Origin of the sequence: Pseudomonas sp. TYF_14, assembly GCF_043105275.1 — a bacterium.
GTDB classification, from domain to species: Bacteria; Pseudomonadota; Gammaproteobacteria; order Pseudomonadales; family Pseudomonadaceae; genus Aquipseudomonas; species Aquipseudomonas alloputida.
Map to the genome: position 1 here is coordinate 1 of NZ_JBICLK010000026.1, position 402 is coordinate 402.

Genomic DNA, 402 nt, shown 5'->3' on the forward strand with positions numbered 1-402 from the left:
CAGCTACCCTCACCCATCCAGGCATTCAGCGCCCAGTTCGAAGGCCTTGGGCGTTTCTTCCGCAAAAGCAGCTGGCTGTTCAAAGTTGCGCTGCTGTTTGTCTGGCCCGCTTTCGTCATCATCGGCACCGGCCACTGGCTCAGCCTGCTGCTGTGCTGGCGACCGCGCTGGCCGAAGGTCATCCGCGAGGCCGGCCTGCCCGGCAAGCCCGTCCCCCCCGTGACAACCCTGAGCGACTACCCACCCGCAATCCAGGCGCGCCTGCTCGCCAACGCCGACCGCTGGCAGCTCAAGCCCGGCAAGCGGCCTACGAAGAAACCACGCACGCCCGGAAGGCCCAAGGAGATCGACTGATGCCATACATCATCCTTGCAGATGGAGCGTACTCATGGACTCTTTGAA

The 402-nt window shown here is 63.7% G+C and carries 1 protein-coding gene; it reads left to right on the plus strand.

Annotation, left to right across the window (positions count from 1 at the left end; translation table 11 throughout):
* Positions 1-354: hypothetical protein (locus tag ACF8O8_RS06980; RefSeq protein WP_392509436.1), on the plus strand; the 354-nt coding region annotated here is incomplete at its 5' end.
* Positions 355-402 lie beyond the last annotated feature (48 nt).